General features: G+C 67.0%; 26 protein-coding genes and 1 tRNA gene. 9 read left to right on the top strand and 18 right to left on the bottom strand.

The features are described from left to right. Positions 1-42 precede the first annotated feature (42 nt). Both ACTWP6_RS23695 and ACTWP6_RS23690 read right to left on the bottom strand, forming a co-directional pair. Positions 43-330 (bottom strand): hypothetical protein, encoded by a 288-nt coding sequence (locus tag ACTWP6_RS23695; RefSeq protein ID WP_443188944.1) that lies wholly within the window; start codon positions 328-330, stop codon positions 43-45. A 68-nt stretch (positions 331-398) separates the two neighbouring features. Then, positions 399-1,337 carry a hypothetical protein gene (locus ACTWP6_RS23690; protein WP_443188943.1) on the bottom strand — a complete coding sequence of 313 codons (939 nt, stop codon included), beginning with the start codon at positions 1,335-1,337 and terminating at the stop codon, positions 399-401. A gap of 83 nt (positions 1,338-1,420) precedes the next feature. Here ACTWP6_RS23690 and ACTWP6_RS23685 point away from each other — a divergent pair, with 83 nt between their 5' ends. After that, positions 1,421-1,576 (top strand): hypothetical protein, encoded by a 156-nt coding sequence (locus ACTWP6_RS23685; protein ID WP_443188942.1) that lies wholly within the window; start codon positions 1,421-1,423, stop codon positions 1,574-1,576. Positions 1,577-1,697: 121 nt separating this feature from the next. Next, positions 1,698-2,693 carry a three-Cys-motif partner protein TcmP gene (tcmP, locus tag ACTWP6_RS23680; RefSeq protein WP_443188941.1) on the top strand — a complete coding sequence of 332 codons (996 nt, stop codon included), beginning with the start codon at positions 1,698-1,700 and terminating at the stop codon, positions 2,691-2,693. Here tcmP and ACTWP6_RS23675 read toward each other — a convergent pair. From ACTWP6_RS23675 to ACTWP6_RS23630, 10 genes are all read right to left on the bottom strand, one after another. Then, positions 2,690-3,436 (bottom strand): DUF5131 family protein, encoded by a 747-nt coding sequence (locus tag ACTWP6_RS23675; RefSeq protein WP_443188940.1) that lies wholly within the window; start codon positions 3,434-3,436, stop codon positions 2,690-2,692. The genes tcmP and ACTWP6_RS23675 overlap by 4 nt on opposite strands. 115 nt (positions 3,437-3,551) lie before the next feature. Beyond that, positions 3,552-4,001 carry a GNAT family N-acetyltransferase gene (locus ACTWP6_RS23670; RefSeq protein WP_443188939.1) on the bottom strand — a complete coding sequence of 150 codons (450 nt, stop codon included), beginning with the start codon at positions 3,999-4,001 and terminating at the stop codon, positions 3,552-3,554. Positions 4,002-4,012: 11 nt separating this feature from the next. Further along, positions 4,013-4,498, bottom strand: a complete 486-nt coding sequence (locus tag ACTWP6_RS23665) for a GNAT family N-acetyltransferase (RefSeq protein WP_443188938.1) — start codon at positions 4,496-4,498, stop codon at positions 4,013-4,015. Between the two features lie 151 nt (positions 4,499-4,649). Beyond that, entirely contained in the window at positions 4,650-4,973 is a 324-nt protein-coding gene (locus tag ACTWP6_RS23660; RefSeq protein WP_443188937.1) for a hypothetical protein, read from the bottom strand. 349 nt (positions 4,974-5,322) lie between these two features. Then, positions 5,323-6,153, bottom strand: coding sequence for a hypothetical protein (locus tag ACTWP6_RS23655; protein WP_443188936.1), 831 nt, complete (start codon positions 6,151-6,153; stop codon positions 5,323-5,325). A 416-nt stretch (positions 6,154-6,569) separates the two neighbouring features. After that, positions 6,570-7,532, bottom strand: a complete 963-nt coding sequence (locus ACTWP6_RS23650; RefSeq protein WP_443188935.1) for a hypothetical protein — start codon at positions 7,530-7,532, stop codon at positions 6,570-6,572. Positions 7,533-7,623: 91 nt separating this feature from the next. Next, a complete protein-coding gene (locus ACTWP6_RS23645) occupies positions 7,624-9,207 on the bottom strand; it encodes a hypothetical protein (protein WP_443188934.1) in 1,584 nt (527 codons plus the stop codon). 212 nt (positions 9,208-9,419) lie between these two features. Beyond that, positions 9,420-9,545, bottom strand: coding sequence for a hypothetical protein (locus tag ACTWP6_RS23640; RefSeq protein ID WP_443188933.1), 126 nt, complete (start codon positions 9,543-9,545; stop codon positions 9,420-9,422). Between the two features lie 91 nt (positions 9,546-9,636). Then, on the bottom strand, positions 9,637-10,248 hold the full coding sequence (locus ACTWP6_RS23635) for a hypothetical protein (RefSeq protein WP_443188932.1): 612 nt from the start codon (positions 10,246-10,248) through the stop codon (positions 9,637-9,639). 97 nt (positions 10,249-10,345) lie between these two features. Next, a complete protein-coding gene (locus ACTWP6_RS23630) occupies positions 10,346-10,534 on the bottom strand; it encodes a helix-turn-helix domain-containing protein (protein ID WP_443188931.1) in 189 nt (62 codons plus the stop codon). 259 nt (positions 10,535-10,793) lie between these two features. Between ACTWP6_RS23630 and ACTWP6_RS23625 the strand changes: the two genes are divergently transcribed. Both ACTWP6_RS23625 and ACTWP6_RS23620 read left to right on the top strand, forming a co-directional pair. Beyond that, entirely contained in the window at positions 10,794-11,438 is a 645-nt protein-coding gene (locus tag ACTWP6_RS23625) for a hypothetical protein (RefSeq protein WP_443188930.1), read from the top strand. A 5-nt stretch (positions 11,439-11,443) separates the two neighbouring features. Next, positions 11,444-11,620: a hypothetical protein gene (locus ACTWP6_RS23620; protein WP_443188929.1), complete on the top strand. Its 177-nt coding sequence runs from the start codon at positions 11,444-11,446 to the stop codon at positions 11,618-11,620. A 537-nt stretch (positions 11,621-12,157) separates the two neighbouring features. Here the strand turns inward: ACTWP6_RS23620 and ACTWP6_RS23615 are convergent. The 3 genes from ACTWP6_RS23615 to ACTWP6_RS23605 form a co-directional block, all read right to left on the bottom strand. Continuing rightward, positions 12,158-12,580 carry a hypothetical protein gene (locus ACTWP6_RS23615; protein WP_443188928.1) on the bottom strand — a complete coding sequence of 141 codons (423 nt, stop codon included), beginning with the start codon at positions 12,578-12,580 and terminating at the stop codon, positions 12,158-12,160. A gap of 411 nt (positions 12,581-12,991) precedes the next feature. Beyond that, a tRNA-Ser gene (locus ACTWP6_RS23610) sits at positions 12,992-13,078 on the bottom strand. A 10-nt stretch (positions 13,079-13,088) separates the two neighbouring features. After that, complete coding sequence (locus ACTWP6_RS23605; RefSeq protein WP_260755788.1) at positions 13,089-13,601, bottom strand: MarR family winged helix-turn-helix transcriptional regulator; 513 nt, start codon at positions 13,599-13,601, stop codon at positions 13,089-13,091. A gap of 77 nt (positions 13,602-13,678) precedes the next feature. On the opposite strand from ACTWP6_RS23605, the gene ACTWP6_RS23600 reads away from it, so the two are divergent. Then, positions 13,679-14,656 carry an NAD(P)H-quinone oxidoreductase gene (locus ACTWP6_RS23600; RefSeq protein WP_443188927.1) on the top strand — a complete coding sequence of 326 codons (978 nt, stop codon included), beginning with the start codon at positions 13,679-13,681 and terminating at the stop codon, positions 14,654-14,656. 6 nt (positions 14,657-14,662) lie between these two features. On the opposite strand, the gene ACTWP6_RS23595 is transcribed toward ACTWP6_RS23600, so the two are convergent. Next, a complete protein-coding gene (locus tag ACTWP6_RS23595) occupies positions 14,663-15,859 on the bottom strand; it encodes a cysteine desulfurase-like protein (protein WP_443188926.1) in 1,197 nt (398 codons plus the stop codon). Positions 15,860-16,270: 411 nt separating this feature from the next. Here ACTWP6_RS23595 and ACTWP6_RS23590 point away from each other — a divergent pair, with 411 nt between their 5' ends. Genes ACTWP6_RS23590 through wzm form a run of 4 tightly spaced genes read left to right on the top strand, consistent with a single transcriptional unit; the run spans position 16,271 to position 19,371 of the window. Further along, positions 16,271-16,780: a bacterial proteasome activator family protein gene (locus ACTWP6_RS23590; protein ID WP_443188925.1), complete on the top strand. Its 510-nt coding sequence runs from the start codon at positions 16,271-16,273 to the stop codon at positions 16,778-16,780. Between the two features lie 7 nt (positions 16,781-16,787). Next, positions 16,788-17,603: a galactan export ABC transporter ATP-binding subunit Wzt/RfbE gene (gene wzt / locus ACTWP6_RS23585; RefSeq protein ID WP_260755792.1), complete on the top strand. Its 816-nt coding sequence runs from the start codon at positions 16,788-16,790 to the stop codon at positions 17,601-17,603. Continuing rightward, positions 17,600-18,544: a galactofuranosyltransferase GlfT1 gene (gene glfT1, locus ACTWP6_RS23580; protein WP_443188924.1), complete on the top strand. Its 945-nt coding sequence runs from the start codon at positions 17,600-17,602 to the stop codon at positions 18,542-18,544. The genes wzt and glfT1 overlap by 4 nt, the downstream gene beginning before the upstream one ends. Next, positions 18,541-19,371, top strand: coding sequence for a galactan export ABC transporter permease subunit Wzm/RfbD (gene wzm / locus ACTWP6_RS23575; protein ID WP_260755794.1), 831 nt, complete (start codon positions 18,541-18,543; stop codon positions 19,369-19,371). Before glfT1 ends, wzm begins: the two co-directional genes overlap by 4 nt. Before the next feature lie 3 nt (positions 19,372-19,374). On the opposite strand, the gene ACTWP6_RS23570 is transcribed toward wzm, so the two are convergent. After that, positions 19,375-19,818 carry a pyridoxamine 5'-phosphate oxidase family protein gene (locus ACTWP6_RS23570; protein ID WP_260755795.1) on the bottom strand — a complete coding sequence of 148 codons (444 nt, stop codon included), beginning with the start codon at positions 19,816-19,818 and terminating at the stop codon, positions 19,375-19,377. A gap of 157 nt (positions 19,819-19,975) precedes the next feature. Beyond that, positions 19,976-20,193, bottom strand: a 218-nt coding sequence (locus ACTWP6_RS23565; protein ID WP_443188923.1) for a hypothetical protein, incomplete at its 5' end; no start/stop codon positions are given.

Here is a 20,193-nt window from a genome sequence, read left to right as displayed (position 1 = left end):
ACCGACGAGCTGGATCCGACTCCGCAACCCGACCCAGCTCGGCTACACGCTGTGATCGTCGAAACGCGCCTGGGCGGCCGTCTGGGCGTCGGTGTAGGACCCGAACCGGCCAATCTCGATGACCACCTCGTCGTTCAAGATCACCGTCAGCGTCACCACGTCGTCGATGTGGTCCTGTGGCCGTGACGGCCAGACCTCGTACGCGACGCCGTCACAGGCGTGGGCCGCCCAGCCGTGAACGATGACCGACTTGGCGCCGTCGGAGTGCTCGTCACCGACGAGCGACCAGAACAGTTGCGGCATTATGGCCTCCTGCAGGTTCGGGGCCATCGGTTGTGGCCCTTCTACTCTTAGAAGCCGCCGGAAGCTTGTTTACAGGTAGTGCCGCGCGACCTCACTCAGTCCGGCACCTCAACTCGTCCCGCGGCGCACCACTCAGCGAGCGGACCACCCAGGCGACCATCCACGAGCTCCTGCGGCTCGTTCGCGTACCTGGCCAGTTCCCGGAGATGGGTCCGGGCCGCGATCGCAGCGAGCACCGTCACCTTGGCCGACGTCTCGGCAGAAGAGTGGAGAGCCCGCATCTGCACGCCGAACTCGGTTCGTCCGGTGAGAATCGACTCGGAAACACCGGACTGGATGAAGCGCCCATGCGTCGCTGCGGACAACAGGGTGTACGGCTTGCCCGCCTGGTCTGCTCCAAAGCCGGATGCAGTGAACATCTCCCGCACGATGGCGGTCTCCGATGGCGGTGTATTGCCATCCTGCTGGCCGGAGCGGACGAGGTACGGCGCAAGCCCAGGCTTCAGCTTCTTCCTGTGCACGGCCCCCAGGCCGGCGCTCGCGCCGACCGCCAGGTGATCGTCCGTCAGGGCGGCGATGTCGGTGACGCTGTCCGAATCGTTGAAGTCCCACGCGGCTCCGTAGATGGCGCCCAATTCCTCGTTCAGATGGCGCCGCAGGCGCTCCGTACGGGTGGGACCGCTGACGATGAACCATGCCTTCGCCGCTGTGACCACACAGGTCCGCGCCAACGGGTACGGCGAGAAGAAGACCTTCTCCGCCGGTAGCGCCGCCGCAATCCCGCGGAGGAGGTCGCATTGCGCCACAGTGGAGTAGCCCTGGTTCATCGCCAGGTTGGTCAGGGGTTTCTTGGTCCGGGTGCCAAGGTGTTCCCCGTCAGCTGCGCGGTCGCGCACAGCCTCACTCGGGATCCGAGAGAAGGGCGCGCGGAGTTCGTCCGTGATCAGGCTTTCCATCGCGTCGGCGAATCGGAGGACGACTTCAGACAGCGCCGTGTAGGCGGCCACGGGGACGCCGGTAGTGCGGTTCATCATGGGCTGGACGGTAGACGGCGAGGGTGCAGGGCCTCGGACTCGCTGGAACCGATCACCCGCGGCGTGCGTCTAAGCCGGTGCGGATGAGTTTCGCGGAGGACCTCAACGTGCCAGCGCTGCTGCCCGCCGTGGAGGCCTACCTCGCCCGGCAACGCGAATGGCACTGGTTCCTTCGCGGGACCGGGGCGGTCACGGCGGATGAGGCCGTCGCCGAGCTGGCGCGGTGGATGAGCAGATAACCGCTACTCCACGCAGGCGACCAGAAAATTGACGGTCACGGCGTGCCTGCGCGCAGCCGGTAGCAAACCGTGCCTACGCTTCAACGATGCCCGTGGGGCGGCGGGATCGAGAGGCGGAGCGGTGAGTGGTCGGGGCTGGGGACCTTGGTCCCGAATCAAGCTGGAAGCGCTCTCGGACTACCTGAACGCGTTCACGCGGGCATCGAAGACGGCGAAGTACACGCTGTACCTCGACCTGTTTGCCGGCGCCCCGGACAACTTCGAGCGCGGCACCGGCAACGTCATCCTCGGCTCCGGTCACCGGGCGCTGTCGACGGACCCCGCTTTCGACCGCGTGGTGCTGTGTGAACTGCAGGAGCGCACCGCCGAGACCCTCCGCAAGAAGCTGGAGGCCGCACACCCGAACCGGGACCTGGTGGTCCTGCCCGGCGACTGCAACGTCGAGATCCCGAAGCACCTCAACACCTACGACCTCAGCTGGCGACGCGGGGCTGCGGTCTTCGCGATGGTCGATCAGTACAGCGCCGAGGTTACTTGGCGCACACTCCGATACCTCGCGAACTGGCGCCAGAACAAGCGTGGATTCAAGATCGAGCTGTGGCTCTACTTCGGCCACGCGCTGCTGCCTCGGGGTCTGCAGTTCTCCGGCAGCGAGCCCGATCCGAGGTACGCGCAGCGTGTGGACCTGATGTTCGGAACGCAGCAGTGGCGGGAGCTGTGGCACGCGCGGCGGGACGGCGTTCTCAACGCCGAGCAGTTCCGCCACGAACTGGTGAACCTCATGCGGTGGCGGCTGGAGAACGATCTGGGCTACACGACCACCATCCCGCTCGAGTTCACCAACACGAACGGGGTACCGATCTACACGGTGATCTTCGCGTCGGCGAACGCCACCGGAAACAAGATCATGGAGTCGGTGTTCGCCAAGCACGGCGTGGCGCTGGAGAAGATGCGGACGACAACGAAGATCGAACGCCGCGTCGCGAAGGACCAGGACGAAGGCCTATTCGGAGCTGAGGAGCTCGTGGAGATGGTCACCCGAGCGCCGGTCCGCGAGCCGCTGGCACCGCCCGTCGAACCGATGCGGTACACGCCCGAGGAGGACGACCACGCCTAACCGGCCACCGCGGTGGGCATCTCGTCCCACAGCTGACCGTCGAGCTCGCGGCCGAGCGCCTTCGGGGTGCGGCCGCCCCACTGCTTGAAGAAGAACGGCACCTCGGCGTCGGTGCAGGCGTCGCGGATACCGCGGACCCAGTTGACATCGACGGGCCGGTAGCGCGGTCCCGATTCGCCGCCGGCGATCACCCAGCCGATACCGGTGAGATCGATCCCGTCGAGCGGGCCGATCAGGGGCTCGCAGGACAGGAACCGCACTGCGGCCGGCACCTCCCGTAGGTGGTCGACGCGGCTCAGGACATCGGAACTCTCCACGGAAACGCCCATCCACAAGTTCTCCGGCCAGTCCAGCTTGTCCGCGACGCGACGCAACCTCAAACTGCGCTTGGTCAGAACCTGGTATGTGTGCTGCGGGGTGTCCCGGCACACGTCGAACACGTCGCGGATGAAGTCGAGCGGCACGCGGGCATGGAACAGGTCGGACATCGAATTGACGAACACAACCCTCGGTGTCCGCCACTTCAACGGTTCGCCGAGGGCCTGCGGATGCACCGTGACACCGAAGCCGGGACCAGAGGTGCGTGGGTCACCGTCGGCCTGGTACTTCGCCGAACCCATCGCCTTGAGCCTCTTGGCCAGCGTCATCGCGTAGCAGTGGTCGCACCCTGCGGAAACGCGATCGCAGCCGGTAACGGGATTCCAGGTGGCCTCGGTCCACTCGATCGCCGATCGATCTGCCATCGGGGTCTCCTCACCTGCGGTTTCCTACGTTCGCCGCCACTCTATGGTGTGGTACCGACGAGCTGGACGGTGCCATTGTTGCCGGTGTGTCGAAAGTGGCAACCCGCAGGCGCATCTACCCCGCCGGCTGGATGAACAGGGTGCGCCAATCCTCGTCCGGGTGTTGGAAGGGCTCCCACCCCAGCGACGCCCAGAACTCATCTGCCTCTTCGCTGTACGCCAGTAGCCGGCGGTCGGGGTGCCGCTGCTCCAGCTCACGCACCGCCTGAGTGCCGATTCCGCGGCCGCACTCAGCGGTGGCCACTTCGATAAACGCGATCTCCAGCCTCTCGGAGCCGACGGCCGGCACATTCGCGTAGTGCTCGATGTCCACGTCCTCGTTGAGCTCGATGCGCGCCACCTCGGCTCCGGTCTCGAGCACCTGCACGTACCAGGGATCTTCAACGCCGAGGAGGTGCGGGTTCCACCAGTCGGGGTGCGCGTAGCTCACGGCCTCGTCGAACGGCGGCATCCACCAGGGATCGTCGGCGGAACCGCGGCGGTGGTCGACGAGCTGCAGTTCCATGAGCGGGGAGCCTACGGACGGGCGCCGACAGCAGGGTCCGGGTTCCGGGCCGGCGCGATGAACAGCGGCTGGTGCCGACCGCTGGGATGGTCGAAGCGCTCCCAATCGGAGAGGGAGCCCCAGAATTCATCCGCTCCTTCGCTGTACGCCAGGAGCCTGCGGTCGGGGTGGCGCGCCACGAGCCTCTGGACCACGCGGGTACCGATCCCTCGACGGCGAGCCGAGGTAGCCACCTCGATGAACATGATCTTGAGCCAGGGTTTCGGACCTGGCGGAGGCACAAGCGTGTACTCCTGGTTGGCTGAGCCGCGGTCGTCGAGCTGCACCCGGGCCACCTCGGAACCGGCTTCGAGCACTTGAACGAACCACGGGTCGCCGATGGTCCCGCCGCCGTCTCGCCACCAGTCCGGGTGGGCAAAGTCCTCCGACGAGGGGAACGGGGTCCACATGCGACGGTCAGTGGGGTCGCCGTGGTGGTCGATGAACCGCAGGGTCATCGCGCCTCCTCGGCAACCGCAGTAAAACCTCCATGACCTCGCGGGATCGACCCCATCCTGTGTGCCCCCCCTGCCAGTCGACGCGTGCGCAAGCTGAGCGTATGCGGAGCCTGCGGCAGGACCGGACCGGAGCCGCAGCGTGTCCGGCAGGTCAGCTCGTGAACGGGTCGGCACCCTCCACCTGCTGCCACCGTGTCCAGGTACCGTCCGCATACGACCGCAGCACCTCCCCGAGGTAGAGGACCTCGAGAACGCCGTCGACCTCTTCACCGCGGAGTCGCTCCACCTCGAGGTAGCGGGTACCTGCGATCCGCTCCACCTTCCCGGAGGCCAGCCACACCGTGACTGCACCCCGGTTCGATTTCAAGCATTCCTCGTAACGGCGGGAGTTGCACTCCAAGAGCGAGGTGGCCATCGGCCCCGATGCCTCGAAGAACCGCTCGACTGCCGTCACTTCACTGTTGTTGTTCGTCATGGCGAGGACGGTACTTGGGAGGGGTGCACGGTCCCGGATCCCAAACCACCGGGCTGTTGAACGCTGCCGGAGCGCCATCAAGAGATGAGGGCACATCCGTGTCGCTCACACCACGAAGAATCAGGAGAGCCACATCATGGCGATCTGCGGATACTGCAACCATCCCGGCTACCACGCCCAGTTCATCCCGCCGGGAGCCGACCCGTCTAAGCGGTGCGGGGACTGCCCGCGCTGCCGGCAGGAGTCGGACCAGCGGGCACGGCGCCGGTAGCTGAACGGCTGATCCCCGGGGCCGGTCAAGCTGGTCCCGGGGGCACCGCCCCGCTCTTGCACCACGCGGCGGAGACCACTAGATCGGTTCGGCGACGCTCCACCAGCACGACCTGAGCCACTCGTCGCCCTGCACCTCGACCTCGTACTTGACGCCGATCTCCTCAAGCCACCGCAGGGTTCGCTCCGTCATCGCGTAGAGGAGGCGGCCCAGCGCGGCTTTGTCAGTGGGCTCACCAGCGGCGGGAATCGTGGCGAACATGCCCAGCAGGTCCGGCCACAGCTCCGCCATGTAGCGGTCCCACTGTTCCGGCAGCGGGTCCGGGGCCGACCGATCGTCGCCGTCGTAGAACCGGTAGGCGGCCGCGTACGCGATGCCTTTGACCAGTTCCTTCGCCCCGGTCAGAACAGTCCTGCAGGCCACGTAGATATCCGTGTCGTTCAAGCGCACAGATTCGGAGAGCGCCGCCCGAAACGCACGCAGGTCGTCGGCCAGCGACTGGTCGTCATGCGGGAAGGGCTCGGTGATGATCCGGTTGGCGGCGACTTCGCATTGGTACTCGTTGATCGCCTCGGCGAACGGCAGCAGGAGGTCGTTTACCGCAGGGGATCCACCGCTGGCGGCCTCGGCTAGATCCACAGTGTCCAGCGCGGCAAGGCTCTGGACAATGTGTTGAGGCTCGTGCGCTGCGAGGTGCGCCAGGACGCCGGACTTGTTGGCCACCTGTTCATCACTGTCGGCCTGCGTGCTGACGAACAGGTTGCCGTCCACGACGATGTCGAAGCCGCTGCCGTCGGAACGGGTGAGTGTCTTGGCCACGGCCGTATTCGCACCGCGGTCAAGGGTGTAGGCGTTCCCAGATTCCGGTCCGAACTCCTCCGCCGCGACGTGCGCAAGAGTGACGGACATGTCGATCGCGGGCCACACGGATACCGTCGTACGCGGCGGGACGACATCGTTCACCGTCTGCGCGAAAGTGCGGACGCGCTCGGCTATGAGTCCGGGGGTCTGATGGAGACCAGGGATTCTCGGCAATCCGCGGGTGCGCTTGAACTCGGCGATCGTGTGTGGCCTGACGTCAGGGCCGTACTTGAACCGCACGAGGGTCCGCGGGGTGGGAGCCGCCTTGGTACTCCTGCGCTTGTTCGACATCGGCTTAGTCTCCGCCAGGCCACCGACAAGTCATGCGTACCGCCGCGCGACACTCAACATCGTGCGCAGCACCGTGCCCCCACCCAGGACGGGCAAGGGCACGGACCTGCTGCTACTGACCACGAACGTCGTGAGCCACAGAGCGAGCGACCAGCGACGCGACGCGCGGGGTGCTACGGCCCGAACAACTCCGCGGACCACGCCGCGATCGTCGGCTCGAACCGCTCGGGGATGTAGGAACCTTCTGGCCTGGCTCCTCCGGGTGCTCTGGACGCCGCCTCGAACAGGCACACCGCACACTCGGCCATGTTCAGCGTTACTGCCAGGGCATCGGCGATCAGCGGGAACACGGTGCCGCTGCGGCTGTACTCCGTCATCCACTTATAGCCGTGGATGAAGCTGGATCCGTAGGAGTAGAACTGCCGGGCGCTGCTCTCCAGACCGTTGTTTGCGATCTCGCCCGTGTCGTGTGCCGGCACGTGGGCATCGACCCACTGCGCGGACTCGCGAATCATCTTCGTGAACGAAGGCGTCTTTTCGAAGGTGTAAGCCGCCTTCGCCGCGTCGAGCATCGCGTTGTACTTGCGGCGGTGCTCTGCGTTCTCCACAAGCATCTGCGGCGGGAAGCGCGAGGGTCGGGCGGTCTCGTCCTGCTCACCGATCACGAGGTATCGGCGCCGCTGTTCCAGCTGTTCCATCTCCTCGGCCATGCATCGGTCCCTGCGCACGTCGCGGTCGGGGTCGCCGAGCAACCAGATGGTCAGGGCGGCGCACTCCATCGCTACGCGGCACAGTTGCAGGATCTCGGTGATGTGAGGCTGACGGTCTGACTTGCGGCGGGCGACGAGAATCCCGACCGTGTGCAGACTTTCCGTAGCGCTCATCGCGGGGAACAGTGCGTGTTCCGTCACGGCCTGTGGGCCGGCCAGCGTCAGCGGATACGCGGCGGCGAAGGCGGCGTCGTCACCGGCGAGCGGACTGGCCGGTTCGGCGGTGTGGGGATGCAGCCCCCACTGGAACAGCTCGCCGGCGCGCTTGCCGCGCTCGTCGATCCGCGTCAGGACGCCGTTGTTCGTGAGGTTGAACAGCGCCTCGGCTTGTTCGGCGGTGACGCCACCCAGGTTCAGCATATTCATGCAGCAACGGTAGGCGGCCGGTACGACAACCCTGCGGCCTGTCTGCCCCCGCCGATACGCCCCCGTGAGGGGCAATCGCCCGGCAGCGCATTCAGCGAACGGTCACACCTGCGGCCACGCGAACAGCGACCGGTAGAACAGCTCCCGCTCGCCAGGCTGAGGTTCGGCCTCGCCGGGCAGCGTCTGCACGCAGCCGAGGATCGGGTGTGGGGCCGATGCCGCCATCGGCCTGTTCCGCAGGATCAGCTCGGTGAACGCCTCGATCAGCCCGGTACCGGCACTCATCAGTGTGACGGCCGCCGTCGCCAGATCGGCGACAGTGTGGCGGGCACCGAACCTCGGAGGGTTCTGCGCGCCAAACGCCGAGACTGTCGTAGTGGTTCTGCGTCAGCTTCGGGTTCGCGCCGGGAAGCAGCTCCGGCATCGCATCGAGGTTCAGGGCGATGTTCTTCGCGCTGCCGTACCCGCGTCCCGGATGCTGATCGACAGGCAAGATCCCGTCGTGGATGTGGTTGCGGAGCACCTTGCATACTCCGGCGTAGGCGTGCAGCCGTTCGACCTCGGCGAGCGCATCAGCTGGATACTCCCGCACCAGGTGTTCGGTGACGTAACCGCCGGCGTCGAGGGAGAGCCGGTGTCTCTTCGGATCCCGGGTGGGATCGATCAGCAGCAGGAAGCGGCGCCCGTAGAGGTCGAAGGCAGCGGCGAGGTAGAGCAACTGACGGTCGAAAGCCTCCGCGGCGGCTTCCACGACGTCGGCGCTCCGCTTGCCGCTGATCGGGTTCGACAGGACTGCGAGCAGTTGGTCGAGGGCGCGGGTAGCGCGGCACAGGCGGACCCGGATGGAGTTGACCGCGGCAACAACCTCGGGTCCACCCGTCCGGGACGCGATGAACAGGTGCAGGCAGTCGAAGAAGGGCATCCGGGCCCCGACGCCCCAGTCGTAGAAGTTCTCGATCGTCGCCGTGGACTCCGTCTGTTCCCATGACCCGCCGCCGACGAGCCCGCCGCGAAGGACCTGCACGACGGGGTTGCTGGTCATCCGCAGGTGATGCCCGATAAGGGCTACCGCGTCATCGGGCGTGACGCTCACGACGATGTCGTTGTCCGCGACGTCGCAGCGGTCGACGGTCGGAGCGGTGGTGACGATCGCGTCGATGCCGACCGCGGCTGCGGCGGCCGCGTAGGCCGCCGCCCGGTTCCGCTGCTCGAGGGTGACCGGTTCCGCATCAGGGGTGGCGAGCTGCTCATCGAGCTGCTGGTACACGGGAAAGAAGTGCGCGAGCGTCCAACCCCACTCCTGCTCGCTCTCGGTCGTCACCCGGAACTCCACCGTGTCCAGATGGCGAGACGCCTCCGCCACAGTCGTGAACCCGATCTGCCGGACGGGCGCGTCAGGGACGACCTGTACCCAGGCTTGCGGAACCTCGGTGCCTTTCGGCACCAGCAGTTGGATGTCGAGCTCGTCGCGGTCGAGGAAGGTGGAGAAGGTCCCGTCCGGCGGCGCGGGGATAGTGACCACGTCGATTCCCAGCCGCAGCGGGCGGTTGGCCGGCCGCAGTGGGTAGAGCGGCGGGTGTTTGTCGTCGTCCTTGATGGGAGGTCGCACGTACCGCATGAAGCGATGGTTGGGTTGCCCATCTGGGAGGCTGATCGGGACGGCGGCGTCGGACATGTGCGAAAGCCTACGAACGAGTGCCGACAGTTCCGGGGACCGCGGACAGCACTGTGCCCCCACCCAAAGCGGGCAGGGGCACGGTGCTGGTCGGGAACGCTAGCGGTCTTCATCCTTCTGCGTGAAGAAGGTGAACGGGTCAGACTCACCGCTGTCGGTGTCGCTCTCCATCGCGGTCCAGGTGCGCTCAGTCTCGTTGTCGTCGGCCATCGTCACAGCCCCTCGGTCCCGCCGTTGGCGGCGGCCGCGTTGCGCCACATCTCCCGCTCCTGCTCCGTGACCGGGCCGCCGCCATCGGGCACAGACACGGCGGTGGTCTCGTTCTCGTTGTCAGGCATCAGTTCTCCTCTTCCTCGGGTCCTCTCATCTGGTCCGGCGGACCCGGCGCGGTGCAGCTCCTGCGTCTGCGCCACACCGCCGCTCGCCGGATCAGGCGGCAGCCTCCGTAGCGAGTTCGTCGATCAGCTCCCACTCGGCCTGAACCCAGTCCGTCACCCTCGTCTTCTCCACCGCGGAGAGTTCACGCCGCGCGGCCTGGAGAACGGGGTCGACGACCGCCAGTTCGTGGAGCGAGGCCAATAGCCGGTTGCCGTAGAGCCGCAGCCACCTCGCCTCGGCCTGCGCGCCCGCGTACCGGCACGCAGCGGCGCCGTACCCGGTGCGCTGCGCCAGTTCCTCGGCGCAGGCCCTGTACGCGCCGGCCACGGGCGGGATCACCGGGAACGGGTCGTCCAGCCCCTCGCCGAGGGCGTCGAGCGCGGCGGCGCGCTCGCAGATGTCATCCCAGGTCTGCGCGAGCCAGGCACCCATCTCGATCACCGTCCGATGTGGGAGCCCGGCCCTCGCGGCGATCCCCACCGAGTCCCGTTTGAGCGGGGCCACGTTGTCGCTGATGTCGTCGGCGTCGTCGAACCAGGCGGCGGCCGTCTCGACCAGCGAGTCGTACACAGCGAGCGCGGCGGTACCGCAACCGCGCTCGAGCGCGAGATCCTGGACGACCCGAATCTTCGCCGCGGTGCTTGGGGTCGTTGACGTACTCATCGCTGAGCCTTCCGCAGGTGCCACCAGTCCTTGATGCGCTGGAACAGGGTCCGGTGCGGGTGCTGCGCCGGCCCCGAGTAGCTGTTGCTCTCGGTCATCACTCCGCTCCCTTCACCGCGTCCTCGCGGGCGATGCGGACACCGCGACCGGCCTGGATCGACGGCAAGGCGCCGCTCTTCACGCGACGGCGCACCGTGTCCACGGAGCAGTTCCACAGGGCGGCCACCTCGGCCATGGTCATGAACCGCTGCGGGTCGACCTCGATCTCGTTGGGGATGTCGTCCACGTCTCCTCTTTACGCAGTCCGTAGCAAAGTTATTTGAGCGGCTAATTGCTAGGCTCTGCTATGCAAGCTACACCTGGTGCGCGGCGGGCTCAAGGACGCGCCCTTCGCAGCTGAGCATCAATTCTCCGTTTCCGAGAATCGGCCGATGATGTGCTCAGACCTTCTGATTCTCTGTTTCGTGGAATAGCCGCTCGACATGCCGAAGACAATTGCAGAATTTCATTTGCAGACCCGCGCAGAGTCCTGTACAGCTGGAGGCATGAGTCAGCACAGCAAACTTTCCGCAGCCATCGCGGCGGCCGCTACCACCGCACTGACCACGGCGTCGCCGGCGTACGCGGATCCCGAGGTCTGCACCGTGTACGGGCCGCACAACACGATGACCTGCAAGCCGCTCACGCCCACCACCACCGCACCCGCCACGTCGACCGGCTCCGGCAGCTCCGGCGGCGGCATCAGTGACTGGATCGGCGACCACGCCCCCGCACTCGTCGTCATCTGCCTGGTGGTGGTCGGGATCGTGGTCTGGGCCAACGTCTCGAAGGGCAAAGAGCAGCAGGCGTCCGCTGCGCTCGCCCAGGGCCGACAGATCGCTCAAGAAGCCGACACCGCACTGGAGGCACGGAGCCCGGAGGATCTGCAGCGTTACGCCGGCTTCGGGTGGGCGGTGCCCTGGCAGCGGGGCACGGCGTTCGGCAACTTGGTTGACCGCGACGGCGGTATCGGGCGCGTGCACGCTGCCTGGAAGGAAGCATGCGAACTCGCCCGCATAGGCCACTGGGACCAGAAGGGCAAGTTCACCCCGGCTGCGACTGTGGTGAACGTCAACGGCTACGGCGACGGCACCGGTGACCTGGAGCTGTCGGTGAGCACTGCCGACTACACCATCGGGGCAAGCAGCTGAACAAGGTGCTCGAGCACCTGATGCGCACCGCACGCGTCGAGACTGCGAGCGATTTCACCCGCGACGCGGTGCGGGACTGGTACATGACCCGCCTCAGCATGACCCCCGCCGCGCAGAAGCAGCAGGCACAGGAGCCGGAGCAGCCCGCTGCACCCGATCCGGCCGAAGCGTGGGAGTGGTGACGGATGGCTGACATCGACGCGCTGTTCGGAACCGGGAGGGGTGGCGCCACACGCGCCGCTCGTCCGGCTCCCGAGCCGGCGCGGGAACCGAAGCCGAAGCGGGAGAAGACGGCCGCACCGCCGCGGTTGCACGTGGTGGACGAGACCGAGACCGCGACCTCCACCGGTCCTGCCCCCGCGGACTCGAAGGCTCAGCAGTCCGCAGCTATCGCCTCCGCGGTCGACGAGCTCGCCGGACTGTGGAAGGAGATTGAGGCCGGCGCGCAGTGCCCGGGACCGCAGCGGATCGCGGACGACACTGTGGTCGAGGAGAGCCCGGAGCGGGTGGCGCGGCTGTGGACGCAGCGCTTCCAGGACGAGCAGCGCCGCCGCGACCTGTTCGGCTGCAACGCGAACACACAGGTGCGTGTGACCGGCGAAACCGGCGTCACGATCCGCGCGGAGATCCGCCCGGACATGAACGCAGCAGAGGCGATCACCCAGTTCCAGCAGAAGGCGCTCGCGATGGGCGCCGGCCGCTACGAGGGGAAGTTGCTCTCAGGCGCCGGACCGCACGGCGGGCAGCGCATCGAGCTGACACGCGCCGTGGTCGGCGTCGATCCGCGCACTGCATTCCGCGCCGTGAACCACAACGTCTTCCAGGTCTACGCAGACCTGAACGAGCGGCGACAGGCGCTCTGGTTCAACGCCGGCCTCGCGGTGCGGAAGATCGACCGCCGCTACACGCAGAAGCCGAAGAACCCGAAGGCGAAGCCGCAGCCCGTTTACCGCTACGAGTTCCCCCAGATCATCGAGTGCCTGGGCGACACCGGACGTGGCCCGGGCTTCGTCGTCGAGATGCACCGGGAGCAGGGCCTCGACGACTTCGAGGCTGCGCTGCCGAAGCTGACCGCACTGCTCCGCTGCGACGTGAAGTTGGCCGCCCGCAAGCCCGGAGTCGTCGAGCTCCAGCTGCTTCACCGCGCGCAAGCGAACTGGCCGAAGCAGACACCGCTCTCACCCATGCGGTTGTGGCGGCCTCGGACCAAAGCGGAGTCGCTGATCGCCGCCCGCGACGGTGTGCTGCTCCCGGTCGGAGTGACCCGGGACGGGAAGCCGCTCATGATCGACCTTCGCCGCCGCCCACATCGAATTCTCACGGGCACGTCGGGCGCGGGAAAGTCGACCCTCTTCCAGCTCATGCTCCGCGCGGTGCAGGTACAGATCGGCCCGCTCGGAAAGATGCTCCTCACCGACGCTAAGGGCGCCGACATGCGCCAGAGGGAGGCGTCCGATGAGCGCCCGCATCCGCACCGCGGGCCTGGCGGCAAACTGTGGCAGGTTTCGGAGGTACCGGTGCCTGGCTTGACACCGGAAACCCCTTCTGAGCTGCGGTGGCGGAGGGATTTGAACCCCCGGACGGTGTTAGCCGTCTCTCGCTTTCAAGGCGAGTGCATTAGGCCGCTCTGCCACGCCACCGCGGGACAGTCTAGACGCGGCCGATCTTGGCGTGCGGCGCGCCGTTCTTCAGGCCGACGCTGATCCGGCGGCAGTTCTCGCCCATCGCCGTGACCTGTGGGCGGCTCAGCCGGTCCAGGAAGTGCGCGCGCACCGCGGCGCCATAGGTCTGCATCGCGGTGGACAACGCCATTCTCCCCTCTGGCGTGATGCTCGCGAGCACCCCACGTCCGTCGTCCGGACTGGCGCCGCGGCTGACGAGCCCCTGCACCTCCAGACGGTGGATCTGACGCGTCACCCGGCTGGGCAGCGACATCAACGCCTCGGCGACATCACCCATCCGGGCGGACCCGGTCGGTGATTTGGCCAGCATGTCGAGCAGCCGCACGTCGTTGAGTGTCAGCCCGTGCTCGTCGGTGAGCGACCGGTTCATGGTCGCGTACATTCGCAGCGCGGCGTCCAGAAAGTTTTGCCACGCCCGTTGCTCAGCTATGTCGAGGCCAGGCGTATCACTCGCCGTGCGCCCCCCGATGATCCCCTCCATGTGCACATACTAGGCCCCTGAAGCGTTGCCGGGGGAGAAAAATATGGGAGTTTTCCCAGCGTAGTAGCCTTGTATGAATGCATGCGATCGTGGCGGACAACTCCTCGAACAAGCTGACCTGGCAGTCTGTCCCAGACGTCGCCCCTGCCGCGGGGGAAGTTCTCATTCAGGTTAGTGCCGCCGGCGTCAATCGCGCGGACCTGTTACAGGCGGCCGGCAAGTATCCGCCCCCGCCGGGAGCCAGTCAGATCATCGGGCTGGAGGTGTCCGGCATCGTCGCCGAGGTCGGCGACGGTGTGACCGAGTGGTCGACCGGGCAACCGGTGTGCGCTTTGCTGGCCGGAGGCGGCTACGCCGAGTTCGTCGCCGTCCCGGCCGGTCAGGTGATGCCCGTCCCGCAGGGTGTCCCGCTCCCCTACGCGGCCGGACTGCCGGAGGTGGCGTGCACGGTGTGGTCGAACGTGGTCATGACGGCCGGCATGGTCGCGCCTGAACTTCTGCTGGTCCACGGCGGTGCGAGCGGTATCGGCACACACGCCATCCAGGTCGCGAAGGCGCTGAACTGCCGGGTGGCGGTGACCGCCGGTTCGCCCAACAAACTCGATCTGTGCGCCGAGTTGGGCGCCGACATCACCGTCAACTACCACGACGACGACTTCGTCGACGTGGTCCGCGACGCCGGCGGGGCAGACGTGATCCTCGACATCATCGGCGCGAAGTATCTGGACCGCAACATCGACGCGCTCGCCCCCGGCGGCCGGCTGGTGATCATCGGCATGCAGGGCGGCGCCAAGGCCGAGCTGAACATCGGCAAGCTGCTGGCCAAACGCGGCAGCGTGATCGCGACCGCCCTGCGCTCCCGGCCGGTGGACGGGCCCGGCGGGAAAACCGAGATCGTCGCCGAGGTCACCGCGCATGTGTGGCCGATGATCGCCGACGGGCAGGTGCGACCCGTCATCGGCGCCGAGTTTCCGATCACCGAGGCCCAGGCCGCCCACGAACTCCTGGAATCCGGCGACGTATCCGGGAAAGTGATTCTGCGCGTTGATGTTTAGGCGATTTCAGCCCAGCGACGCCAGCGCGCGCACCAGCTGATCGATCTCCGCCGCGGTGTTGTAGTGCGCCAGCCCGATGGTCACCGCGCCGCCGATGTCGTTGACGCCGATGAGTTCGAGCACCCGCGAACTCACGTTCGCGATCGCCAGGATGCCGTTGTCGGCCAACCGCTGCACCACCCGCTCGGCGGGCACGTTGTCGATCGCGAAGCTGAGTACCGGGATCCGCACCTCGGGATTGCCGATCACGGTGACCGTCGGCAGCGACCGCAGTGACGTCAACAGGTACTCGAACAGCGCGCCCATGTGCACCGAGGCCGACTGCATCGACACCAAAAGCCGCTCGCGCCGCGATCCCTGCGCCGAATCCTCAAGGGAGGCAAGGTATTCGATGCTGGCCACCACCCCGGCCAGCATCCCGAACTGGTGCGATCCCAGCTCCAGGCGCGCCGCACCGCTCGCGTACGGGTTCAGCGACACCGAGCCGAACGCGTCGATGGTCGACGGGTCGCGGAACACCAGCGCCCCGATCGGCGGGCCGCCCCACGCCAGCGCGTTGACCGCCACCACGTCGGCATCGGTCTCGTCGAAGTCGAAAAGGCGGTAGGGCGCTGCCGCGGAGTGGTCGACGATCACCAGACCGCCGACCTCGTGCACCAGCTTGGTCACCTCGCTGAGTTCGGTGACCGTGCCCAGCGTCGACGACGCCGACGTGATCGCCACCAGTCGGGTCGGCCGGGTGACCAGCCCCTCCCACTGCCAGGAGGGCAGCTCCCCGGTCTCGATGTCGACCTCGGCCCACTTGACCTTCGCGCCGAACCGGTTGGCGGCGCGCAGCCACGGGGCGATGTTGGCCTCGTCGTCGAGGCGGCTGACCACCAGTTCGTAACCAAGCCCGACCCGGGCCGACGCGGCATCGGCCAGCGAGGTCAGCAGGACCGCACGGTCGGCGCCCAGCACGACACCGGCGGGGTCGGCGTTGACGAGATCGGCCACGGCCTGCCGGGCGGCGGCCAGGACGGCCGCGCTGCGCCGCGCGGCGGGGTGCGCGCTGGAGGTGGTGGGCATCGATCCACGGAACGCGGTGGACACGGCACGGCCCACGGAATCGGGCAGCAACATGCCGTTCTGGGCGTCCAAATGCACCCAGCCATCGCCCAGTGAGGGGTGCAGTCCGCGCACCCGGGCGACGTCGTATGCCATGCCAGACCACCTTAGTGCGCCTTGGAACTTCGCCGTTCCGCCCGAATTCGAGGCGTCCCGGCGGCTGCCCGACCTCGCTGTTGCCGCCCGCGTCTACACCGGCGCGGGCCATCTGCGCAGCCATACTAGTCGAGCCGCCGACAGTCGCGGAGCGCTACCGCTGTCATCGTTGCTGGTGAGGGGACTGGAGCACGCCAAGCATTGCCGCACCGGGAACACGAGTTTGCGGAAGTAGATTCGGCGACATCCAGGCGATCCGCACGCCGTGTAGATCCTTCGCATGTGCGCTTGCGCCGTCACTGGACAAATCGGGCGCGTGGGAGAAGATCTACGACGACAGCGAGGTCTCTCGTTCACGTGAGGCGGAGCCCGATCGCAATAAGTGAGAAATACTGGGGCACTCTTAGGGGCATGTCTATCAACAGCGACGACGACAACATCGAGGTCATCGGCGAGGGCGAGATCGAGGCAGAGCGCGGATCCGACGGCAAGTCGTTGTCCGACCTCGTCGAGCAGCCCGCGAAGGTGATGCGAATCGGCACGATGATCAAACAGCTGCTGGAGGAGGTGCGGGCGGCTCCGCTGGACGAGGCGAGCCGCGAACGGCTGCGCGATGTGCACCGCACCAGCATCCAGGAGCTTGAGGAGGGGCTGGCCCCCGAACTGCGCGACGAGCTGGAGCGGCTGACCCTCCCGTTCACCGAGGACGCCGTCCCGTCGGACGCCGAGCTGCGCATCGCCCAGGCTCAGCTGGTCGGCTGGCTGGAAGGCCTGTTCCACGGCATCCAGACCGCGCTGTTCGCCCAGCAGATGGCGGCCCGGCAGCAGCTCGAGCAGATGCGTCAGGGCGCCCTGCCACCCGGCATGGCGATGCCCGGTCAGCGTGGCGGCCAGGGACACGGCACCGGCCAGTACTTGTGAGAGCCGCGTGACCAGTAGCACCGAGCCCTACATCCAGACCCGCAACGCGTGGGTCGAGTTCCCGATCTTCGACGCCAAGACGCGGTCGTTGAAAAAGGCCTTCCTCGGCAAGGCCGGCGGGACGATCGGGCGCAACGCGTCCAACGTCGTCGTCATCGAGGCGTTGCGCGACATCACGATGTCGCTGAAGATGGGCGACCGGGTCGGCCTGGTCGGGCATAACGGGGCCGGCAAATCGACGTTGCTGCGGCTGTTGTCGGGCATCTACGAACCGACCCGGGGCGTGGCCACGGTGCGCGGCCGGGTGGCGCCGGTGTTCGATCTGGGCGTCGGGATGGACCCCGAGATCTCCGGCTTCGAGAACATCATCATCCGCGGGCTCTTTCTCGGGCAGACGCGGAAACAGATGATGAGCAAGATCGACGAGATCGCCGAGTTCACCGAACTCGGTGACTACCTGTCGATGCCGCTGCGCACATACTCCACCGGCATGCGGGTGCGGTTGGCCATGGGCGTGGTGACGAGCATCGATCCGGAGATTTTGCTGCTCGACGAGGGCATCGGGGCCGTCGATGCGGAGTTCCTCAAAAAAGCGCAGTCGCGGCTGGCCGACCTCGTCGCACGGTCAGGCATCCTGGTGTTCGCCAGCCACTCCAACGAGTTCCTGGCCCGCCTGTGCAACACCGCGATGTGGATCGACCACGGCACCATCAAGATGGAGGGCGAGATCGAGGACGTCGTCCGCGCCTACGAAGGCGAGGACGCCGCCCGGCACGTGCGCGAGGTGCTCGAGGAGAACGCGCGGGAGAACCGGTCTGCATGACCGAGAAAGTTGTTGCCGTCGTAGTCACCCATCGCCGTCCTGACGACCTGGCCAAGTCGCTGGACGCGCTGACCTCACAGACCAGGCGGCCCGATCACCTGATCGTGGTCGACAACGACGCCGACGATTACGTACGGGATCTTGTTGCCGGACAACCGATCCCGGCCACCTACCTGGGATCGAAGCGCAACCTCGGCGGCGCGGGCGGTTTCGCCCTCGGCATGCTGCACGCGCTGAGCCTGGGCGCGGACTGGATCTGGCTGGCCGACGACGACGGCCGGCCAGGGGACAACGAGGTGCTGGCCACCCTGCTGGCGTGCGCGACCGAGCACGGCCTGGCCGAGGTGTCTCCGATGGTGTGCAACCTCGACGACCCCGACCGGCTGGCCTTCCCGCTGCGCCGCGGCCTGAAGTGGCGCCGGCTGGTGAGCGAGCTGCAGGTGGACGGTCAGGGTGACCTGCTGCCCGGCATCGCGTCGTTGTTCAACGGGGCGCTGTTCCGCGCCTCGACCGTCGAGGCGGTGGGGGTGCCCGACCTGCGGCTGTTCATCCGCGGCGACGAGGTCGAACTGCACCGCAGGCTGGTTCGCTCGGGTCTGCCGTTCGGCACGTCCCTACTCACCAGCTACCTGCATCCCTGCGGCACAGAGGAATTCAAGCCGATCCTGGGAGGCCGGATGCACACCCAGTACCCCGACAACGACACCAAGCGCTTCTACACCTACCGCAACCGCGGCTTCGTGCTGTCGCAGCCCGGTTTGCGCAAACTGCTCCCCCAGGAGCTGCTTCGCTTCGGGTGGTACTTCCTGGTGTCCCGGCGCGACCCGGCTGGGTTCCGGGAGTGGATTCGCCTGCAGCGCTTGGGCCGACGCGAGAGATTCGGACCACACCAGGGCGAGCGAAAGTTCCAGGGCGAGCGAAGCGACGGGAAAAGCGAATGACGATCATGGATGCCGCCGCACAGTCCCGGACGTTGCGTCGGGCGTGGGGCGATCTGGTCGCCGGGTTCGGCAAGCGGGAGCTGTGGCTGCACCTGGGCTGGCAGGACATCAAACAGCGCTACCGGCGTTCGGTGCTGGGCCCGTTCTGGATCACCATCGCCACCGGAACCACCGCGGTCGCGATGGGCGGGCTGTACTCCATGCTGTTCAAATTGGAGCTGTCCGAACATCTTCCGTACGTGACACTCGGGCTGATCGTCTGGAACCTGATCAACGCCTCCATTCTTGAAGGCGCCGACGTCTTCGTCGCCAACGAGGGGTTGATCAAGCAGCTGCCGACCCCGCTGTCGGTGCACGTCTACCGGCTGGTGTGGCGGCAGATGCTGTTGTTCGCGCACAACATCATCATTTTCGTGATCATCGCGATCATCTATCCGAAGCCCTGGTCGTGGACCGACCTGGCCGTGATCCCGGCGCTGGTGTTGATCGCACTGAACTGCGTCTGGGTCGCACTGTGTTTCGGCATCCTGGCCACCCGATACCGCGACATCAGCCCGCTGCTCGGCAGCCTGGTGCAGCTGTTGTTTTTCATGACGCCGATCATCTGGAACGAGTCCACACTGCAGGCCCAGGGAGCGGGCGGGTGGGCCAAGATCGTCGAGCTCAATCCGCTGCTGCACTACCTGGACATCGTGCGCGCCCCGCTGCTGGGCGCCGACCAGGAGCTCCGGCACTGGGTGGTGGTGCTGGTGCTGACCGTCGTCGGCTGGGGCTTCGCCGCGCTGGCGATGCGCCAGTACCGCGCGCGGGTGCCCTACTGGGTGTGACGGTCAGCTGACCAGGGCGGTGCCGTCCGGTTCGGGACCGAAGACGAACCGCCGGCCCGTCATCGACTGTGGCGTGATGCGTACGAACCGCTCCTTCTGCGTCGCGATCCACGGGTAGAGCCCGGCACGGCGCGCCTCGGCGATCTCGTTGGAGGTCGACAGCAGGAGCGCCTTGCCCCGCACGATCACGCTCCAGCCCTCGACGGCGTTGTGATCGTCAGCCTCGAACAGCACGTACTCGTTGAGCGCGGCGGTCAGCAGTTTGGTGCCCTCGGCGGTCCGGAACAGCAGCGTGTGGTTCTGCACGACGAAGTTGACCGGGAAGATCTCGGTCCAGCCGTTCACGGTGGTCACCAGCCTGCCCAGTGACACGCTGCCGAGCTGCTGCCAGCTCTCGGTCTCGGTGAGCTCGGTGACCGGGGCGTCCGGGGTCGTTGTCGCGTCCATGGTTCCCATCGTCGCCGCCGCCGCGCGCCGCTCCTAGGGTCCAAAGGCACTTCCCCACCTCCGCCGAAATCGCATTCCACGCGGTGGTTTCGCGCGTCTTCCCGCGCTGGATGCGATCTCGGCGGACGTGCTCAGCGGACCCGATCTGATTGTCCGCTCAGCGGACGTCGACGTAGTAGACGCTGCCTGTGGTGGTGTTCTGGAAAGTGCGGTCGTAGCGGTAGTCGCGGACCGTGGAGCGGATGTCGCCGCCCTTGTGGATCCCGACCACACTGGCCTCACTGAGCGGGGCGTTCGACAGCCGGTTGACCACCACGCGGTGGCCCTGGGCTTCGAGCTGGCTGATCGTGGCATCGGCGTTTCCGCCCGAGGGGG

Source organism: Mycobacterium sp. 4D054, assembly GCF_052245755.1.
Taxonomy (GTDB): Bacteria; Actinomycetota; Actinomycetes; order Mycobacteriales; family Mycobacteriaceae; genus Mycobacterium.
The sequence above is the reverse complement of the archived record's forward strand: the minus strand, read 5'-3'. Positions and strand labels throughout refer to the sequence as shown.

Coding starts and splice junctions, on each gene's coding strand:
- ACTWP6_RS23695 (WP_443188944.1), bottom strand. CDS start 330: ATGGCCCCGAACCTGCAGGAGGCCATAATGCCGCAACTGTTCTGGTCG.
- ACTWP6_RS23690 (WP_443188943.1), bottom strand. CDS start 1,337: ATGATGAACCGCACTACCGGCGTCCCCGTGGCCGCCTACACGGCGCTG.
- ACTWP6_RS23685 (WP_443188942.1), top strand. CDS start 1,421: ATGAGTTTCGCGGAGGACCTCAACGTGCCAGCGCTGCTGCCCGCCGTG.
- ACTWP6_RS23675 (WP_443188940.1), bottom strand. CDS start 3,436: ATGGCAGATCGATCGGCGATCGAGTGGACCGAGGCCACCTGGAATCCC.
- ACTWP6_RS23670 (WP_443188939.1), bottom strand. CDS start 4,001: ATGGAACTGCAGCTCGTCGACCACCGCCGCGGTTCCGCCGACGATCCC.
- ACTWP6_RS23665 (WP_443188938.1), bottom strand. CDS start 4,498: ATGACCCTGCGGTTCATCGACCACCACGGCGACCCCACTGACCGTCGC.
- ACTWP6_RS23660 (WP_443188937.1), bottom strand. CDS start 4,973: ATGACGAACAACAACAGTGAAGTGACGGCAGTCGAGCGGTTCTTCGAG.
- ACTWP6_RS23655 (WP_443188936.1), bottom strand. CDS start 6,153: ATGTCCGTCACTCTTGCGCACGTCGCGGCGGAGGAGTTCGGACCGGAA.
- ACTWP6_RS23650 (WP_443188935.1), bottom strand. CDS start 7,532: ATGAATATGCTGAACCTGGGTGGCGTCACCGCCGAACAAGCCGAGGCG.
- ACTWP6_RS23645 (WP_443188934.1), bottom strand. CDS start 9,207: ATGTCCGACGCCGCCGTCCCGATCAGCCTCCCAGATGGGCAACCCAAC.
- ACTWP6_RS23640 (WP_443188933.1), bottom strand. CDS start 9,545: ATGCCTGACAACGAGAACGAGACCACCGCCGTGTCTGTGCCCGATGGC.
- ACTWP6_RS23635 (WP_443188932.1), bottom strand. CDS start 10,248: ATGAGTACGTCAACGACCCCAAGCACCGCGGCGAAGATTCGGGTCGTC.
- ACTWP6_RS23625 (WP_443188930.1), top strand. CDS start 10,794: ATGAGTCAGCACAGCAAACTTTCCGCAGCCATCGCGGCGGCCGCTACC.
- ACTWP6_RS23605 (WP_260755788.1), bottom strand. CDS start 13,601: ATGGAGGGGATCATCGGGGGGCGCACGGCGAGTGATACGCCTGGCCTC.
- ACTWP6_RS23600 (WP_443188927.1), top strand. CDS start 13,679: ATGCATGCGATCGTGGCGGACAACTCCTCGAACAAGCTGACCTGGCAG.
- ACTWP6_RS23595 (WP_443188926.1), bottom strand. CDS start 15,859: ATGGCATACGACGTCGCCCGGGTGCGCGGACTGCACCCCTCACTGGGC.
- ACTWP6_RS23590 (WP_443188925.1), top strand. CDS start 16,271: ATGTCTATCAACAGCGACGACGACAACATCGAGGTCATCGGCGAGGGC.
- glfT1 (WP_443188924.1), top strand. CDS start 17,600: ATGACCGAGAAAGTTGTTGCCGTCGTAGTCACCCATCGCCGTCCTGAC.
- wzm (WP_260755794.1), top strand. CDS start 18,541: ATGACGATCATGGATGCCGCCGCACAGTCCCGGACGTTGCGTCGGGCG.
- ACTWP6_RS23570 (WP_260755795.1), bottom strand. CDS start 19,818: ATGGACGCGACAACGACCCCGGACGCCCCGGTCACCGAGCTCACCGAG.